Raw genomic sequence first — 3,426 nt, 5'->3', positions numbered from 1 at the left:
GTGCGATATGCGCATCGCCACAGCTTCGGCGCGCTTTGGCATCACGCCGGCCAAGCTGGGTATTGTGTATCCGCTGCATGATGTGAAACTGCTGGTTGATCTGGTCGGGCCGGGGCAGGCCAAACGCATGCTGTTTTCGGGCATGCTGCTGGATGCCGACGAGGCCCACCGCATCGGGTTGGTGGAAATGCTGGCCGGCGGGCCATCGTGCATCCAGGCTGCGATCGTTGCCGCATCAAGAAATTCCACCAAGGCAATCAAGGGCTTGGTTCAGCGTGTGCTGGATGGCCAGAGCGCGGACGATGCCGAAACATTGGCGGTGTTTGCGGCGGCGTTTGCGGGCGAGGATTTTGCCGAAGGTGCCGCTGCGTTCGCCGCGCGGCGCGTGCCGAAGTTCCGGGGATAATCATGCGCGCTGTTGTTTGTTCTGCTTTGTCGCCCGATCTGGCCGGGCTGGCCTTCCACGGTGATTGGCCCGAACCGCCCGCGCCGGGGCCGGGCGAGGTGACTGTGGCGGTGAGCCATGCCAGCCTGAACTATCCCGATTATCTGATGCTGCAAGGCGGCTATCAGTTTCGCCCCGAATTGCCGTTCATTCCGGGCACCGAAGGCACTGGTATGGTGATTGCAGCGGGCGAAGGCGCGGAAGCGCTGGCGGGGCAGGCGGTTATGCTGGGCGCGCGCAGCGGTTTGATGGCGGAGCGTATCACGTTGTCGGCGCGCGGCCTGCGCCCGGTGCCGGCGGGGCTGACGATGGCAGAGGCTGCCGCCTACACCGTTGGCGCACTCACGGCCTGGGTTGGGCTGGCGGAACGCGGGCGCTTGCAGGCGGGGGAACGCGTATTGGTGACGGGCGCTGGCGGCGGCATGGGGCGCGCGGCGGTTCAGTTGGCGGCGCACCTGGGCGCGCATGTGGTGGCGGTAGCATCAAGCGAATCGCGGCTGCAATTGGCGCGCGACGCCGGCGCGGCCGAGGGCATATTGGTGGACCGCGACCATCCGCAGATTCCGGTGAAGGATATCGATCTGGTTTTCGATCCCGTTGCCGGCCCGCTGGTGCTGCCGCTGGTTCGGTGCCTGCGCCGCGGCGGGCGTTATGCGATCATCGGGTTTGTCGGCGGGCGCGGTGATCCGGTGCCGCTGAACCGCCTGCTGCTGAGGGAGATTGAATTGATCGGCGTGCGGGCGGGCGAGCAGGGCCGGCAAGACCCGGCGGCCGGGCTGCGCCACATGCGCGAGATCGACGCGCGGGCGGCGCATCTGCGGCCGCACATCGGGCTGGAACTGCCGCTGAGCGAAGCGCGGGCGGCGTTTGCGGCGATGGGGGCAGGGTTGATTGACGGGAAGTGCGTGATCCGGATCTAGTTTGCGTCACCCCTCCGTCGGCCAATGGCCGCCACCTCCCCTTGGAGGGGAGGATTTTGTTGATCCTCCCCTCCAAGGGGAGGCGGAGGGGTTGATCCGGTTACCCCCCAAACGCCGCCCGTGTCGCGTCATCCGCCGGAAACAGTAGCTCCAGCCGCAAATCGCGCACGGTGACATCTTCCGACGTGCCGCACTGCGCCACGACGGAGAGGAACGACAGTAACCCCGCCGGCCCGCGATACACCACCGGCAACACCGGCGAACGTGTTCGCGTGCGATAGGGGTGCCGGGCGGCGGCGGTGCGGGTGATGGCGATCAGATCGGCCAGCACCGGATCATCGCCGGCCAGTGATTGCTCCAGCGCCAGGCGCTCCAGGCTTTCGTGCAACACTTCGGGCAAATTGGCGATGAACTCCGGTGCGCGCGGATGGCAGGCGGTGAGCCGGAAGACGTTCGGCGGGCCGTGCCACCCTTCCAGCAACGGGCTGAGCATCGCGGCGGCCGACGCGCTGGCCTCCAGCACATTCCAGTGCCGATCGCACAGCAGGGCCGGAAACGGCGCGTGATTTGCCATCATCGTGGTGAGGATGGCCCGAAACGGCGCAATCGCATCTGATGCCAACGGCGATGCCGGATAGGCCGAAGCAAACCCCGCCGCATTGAGCAGATGATTGCGCGCCGACAGCGGCAAGGCCAGCGCCTCCGCCAGGGTGAGCACCATCTCCCGGCTCGGCATCGCCCGCCCGGATTCCAGGAACGACAAATGCCGCGCACTCACGCCGGCATCGAGCGACAATATGAGCTGGCTGACCCGCCTGCCGCTGCGCGCTGCCTTGAGCGCGGTGCCGAAGGGGCCGGGATCGGAAATGTCGGGACGGGTTGCCATGGGGGGATGATGGCAGGTTGGCGCCGGCGCGCAATGATGTGGGAGGTAAGGGTGGGGATGATGTCACGCCGCCCGAACGGTGCTCCGGAAGAACGTCGTTTCCGGCCCAATCAGGTTGGGGTCGATGCCCGACTCCGCCGATGCGAGTTGTTGGATGATCCTCCAGATTTCAGCTTCGGTCAGCCGGGCGCCGTCGCGTGCCAGCCTTCCGCTGTTCTGATCCGTCACCATCGTGGCGAGCTCCCCGATCGTTTCGCATCCTGCAGGCAATCGCCGCCGATCGAGATGGCGTAGCCACAGCCCGGCATAGCCGCTTATTCCGGCTAGACCTATGCGAATGGCTGGTGGCAGTGTTGTCAACGCCAGAACGGCAAACGCAACGACAAAGCAAATATTGCCGCTGATCCCTAACCATCCTGCGCGGGTTGCAGGCATCTTGAGCCCTGTATCGCCCTCAAGATCAGCAAATGAGTGGCGCAAATTTTCGCCGATCAATTCTGCAAGCGCGGCATCTGGCTTTACGTGCCGACCAAATTTCAGTGCGCGACGTAAGCGATAGAATGTCATCTGTGTGGCACAGGCATTGCCGCTTCGATCACTGGCTTTCACGTGCGTTACAAGATGTTGGAACACGTCTCCAAAATTTAGCCATGGCAAATGACGCCGCAGGCGAATGTCGAAGATCTGCTCTATCGCCTGAAAGAACGCATCATCATCACCGTCTCCGACCCAGTCGACCGTATCAACCATCTGCAAGACTCCTGAAATTCTTCAGTCTCATGAAATTTAATACCCCTTGGCCGACGCTAAGGCGCAGCCGAGGCGAACAACGGGCGAGCGTTGTGCGCGGAATAGTTCCTTCGACGGTGCAGCGCGATCCACAGATAGCCTCCAACGACAATGAGGACTGCTATTGTTGCGACAACCCACACGGTGAAAGCAAACCCTGATGGACGCATGTTCGATCCGAACAGCAATACGGCAAGCATCAATACCCAATTAAAAATGCCCCACATAGCGGGCGGCATTAACAGGATGCTCACGATATGTGGCCACAGACCTTGGGTATTGCGTCGAGCCTCTGTTCTCAGCAGAACTGCCAATGCAAGTGGCCCAAGAAAAAGGCCGATGGGGAACAGGAAATCAAACACGCAAAGAGTTTGGATCAATCGGCC

Annotated in this window: 5 protein-coding genes; 2 read left to right on the top strand and 3 right to left on the bottom strand. The window is 63.1% G+C overall.

Going from position 1 to position 3,426, the window contains the following annotated elements; translation table 11 throughout:
- Both ACESL8_RS12270 and ACESL8_RS12265 read left to right on the top strand, forming a co-directional pair.
- Positions 1–406 (top strand): enoyl-CoA hydratase-related protein (locus tag ACESL8_RS12270; RefSeq protein WP_372919266.1); only part of this gene is annotated, 406 nt, incomplete at its 5' end.
- Positions 407–408: 2 nt separating this feature from the next.
- Positions 409–1,365, top strand: a complete 957-nt coding sequence (locus ACESL8_RS12265) for a zinc-binding dehydrogenase (protein ID WP_372919264.1) — start codon at positions 409–411, stop codon at positions 1,363–1,365.
- Positions 1,366–1,465: 100 nt separating this feature from the next.
- Here ACESL8_RS12265 and ACESL8_RS12260 read toward each other — a convergent pair whose 3' ends face one another.
- From ACESL8_RS12260 to ACESL8_RS12250, 3 genes are all read right to left on the bottom strand, one after another.
- Positions 1,466–2,251 (bottom strand): helix-turn-helix domain-containing protein, encoded by a 786-nt coding sequence (locus ACESL8_RS12260; protein WP_372919262.1) that lies wholly within the window; start codon positions 2,249–2,251, stop codon positions 1,466–1,468.
- Positions 2,252–2,314: 63 nt separating this feature from the next.
- Positions 2,315–3,001: a hypothetical protein gene (locus tag ACESL8_RS12255; RefSeq protein ID WP_372919260.1), complete on the bottom strand. Its 687-nt coding sequence runs from the start codon at positions 2,999–3,001 to the stop codon at positions 2,315–2,317.
- A gap of 56 nt (positions 3,002–3,057) precedes the next feature.
- Positions 3,058–3,426, bottom strand: a 369-nt coding sequence (locus ACESL8_RS12250; RefSeq protein ID WP_372919258.1) for a hypothetical protein, incomplete at its 5' end; no start/stop codon positions are given.

The organism is Sandarakinorhabdus sp. (genome assembly GCF_041689835.1).
GTDB lineage: Bacteria > Pseudomonadota > Alphaproteobacteria > Sphingomonadales > Sphingomonadaceae > Sandarakinorhabdus.
The sequence above is the reverse complement of the archived record's forward strand: the minus strand, read 5'-3'. Positions and strand labels throughout refer to the sequence as shown.